The 1,624-nt window shown below is 57.3% G+C and carries 2 protein-coding genes; one reads left to right on the forward strand and one right to left on the reverse strand.

All coding sequences use genetic code 11. The features are described from left to right. Window positions 1-604 precede the first annotated feature (604 nt). Window positions 605-970 (forward strand): DUF6124 family protein, encoded by a 366-nt coding sequence (locus DBR24_RS09315; protein ID WP_128614580.1) that lies wholly within the window; start codon window positions 605-607, stop codon window positions 968-970. 172 nt (window positions 971-1,142) lie between these two features. Here DBR24_RS09315 and DBR24_RS09320 read toward each other — a convergent pair. Beyond that, window positions 1,143-1,624, reverse strand: a 482-nt coding sequence (locus DBR24_RS09320) for an SIMPL domain-containing protein (protein ID WP_128614581.1), incomplete at its 5' end; no start/stop codon positions are given.

Raw genomic sequence — 1,624 nt, forward strand, 5'->3', positions numbered from 1 at the left:
AACACCACGGTCAGTCCCCTCTCCCTCCGGGAGAGGGCTAGGGTGAGGGGGCTTTTGATCTGTTTCAGAATCTGAGTTCGACCCGGTATTTCAGGTCGGCGTCAGTTTTCCCAAACGACTCGGTCAGTCCCCTCTCCCTCCGGGAGAGGGCCAGGGTGAGGGGCTTTTGATCTGTTTCAGAATCTGAGTTCAACACTGCAATCGCACGTCGGCGTACCTCGCCCAAACACCTCGGTCAGTCCCCTCTCCCTCCGGGAGAGGGCTAGGGTGAGGGTTGGCTTTTGGTTGTTTAAATTTGTGTCAAATAATCAGAACCTTCCCACAAGGTTTTCAGGTTGTCCGTCGGACTTGGGCTCTCTAGGCTCTGGTTGTCGCTGAATGTTCAGCGATCGGGTGTGAGAACCCGTCGAGCTTGAAACTAGCACCAGTAAGACCATAATTGCGGCCGGCTTATAAGCTGTCGCGGTGCCTTATGGCGGCTGTGTGCGGGCAGACTTCGGTCTGGCCGGTTTTCTGCTCACCGGTTTCTCACTCCGCACATAGCTGCCACCCTTTACCACGTGAGAAATGGCTAAGGGCTGGCTCGAATGACGAGCAGATTTTCATGAAAGATAAAATTGTCCCCGATCCACCCCTCGAACCCACAACCCCACTCGCCGAAGCCATCCGCGCCGACGACCTCGCCAAAAACCGCGAAGCCATCAAACGCGCCCTGGATTTTTACCTCAGTCCCGACCCGGTCAAACCCCGGCAACCCAGTACGATGTTCCTGATCCAGCCAAACATCGACACTGAAAGCCTGTTGGCGCATGCCTGTGAGTCACTGGCGTCGGCGAATACGCTGGCAGGTAATTTTGCCGATCAGTTGGGCCGGCCCGAGCGTAATACGGCGTTGGCGATTCAGCAGATCATCATGCTGGCCGAGCTGGCGGTGAACCGGGCGCTGGATCGGGTTGATCCGCAGACCTGAGACCGCGTTATCGTTCTTCGCGAGCAGGCTGATTCCTACAGGGGAACACATTCCAAATTGCAGGAGTGAGCCTGCTCGCGATGGCGACGGAACATTCAACACAAAAATCCCGGGCATAAAAAAACCGCCGATCATTCACTGATCGGCGGTTTTTCATTCAGCCCACATCAAATCACTGCATCAACACTTCAATCGAGCCATCAGCCGTCATGCTGACCTGGCTGGTACCGGCTTCAACTTCCGGCGTCACTGGCGCCGAATCCATGGCCGCCGCTTTCATCATCATCGGGGCGCGCATGTACGGTTGTGGATAACCGTTGCTGTTGAGGTTCAGGTTGACGATTTTGTAGCCCTTGCCGCCCAAAGCGTCGGTGGCCAGTTGGGCGCGGGCCTTGAAGGCGGTGACGGCTTCCTTGAGCAATTGGTCTTCGCTGGCCTTGCGGGTCGGGTCGGCGATAGCGAAGTCCATGCCGCCCATTTTCAGGTCGGTCAGCAGTTCGCCGGTGAGTTTGGACAGGGCGGCGAAGTCGGCGCTTTCTAGGCGCAGTTCGGCGCGTTCGCGCCAGCCGGTGATTTTCTGGCCCTTGGTGTCGTAGATCGGGTAGCTGTTGCGGCTGCCCTGGCGCAGGGTGATGTCTTTGACTTGCTTGGCCT

Source organism: Pseudomonas sp. HMWF006 (assembly GCF_003061205.1).
GTDB classification, from domain to species: domain Bacteria; phylum Pseudomonadota; class Gammaproteobacteria; order Pseudomonadales; family Pseudomonadaceae; genus Aquipseudomonas; species Aquipseudomonas monsensis.

Coding starts and splice junctions, on each gene's coding strand:
- DBR24_RS09315 (WP_128614580.1), top strand. CDS start 605: ATGAAAGATAAAATTGTCCCCGATCCACCCCTCGAACCCACAACCCCA.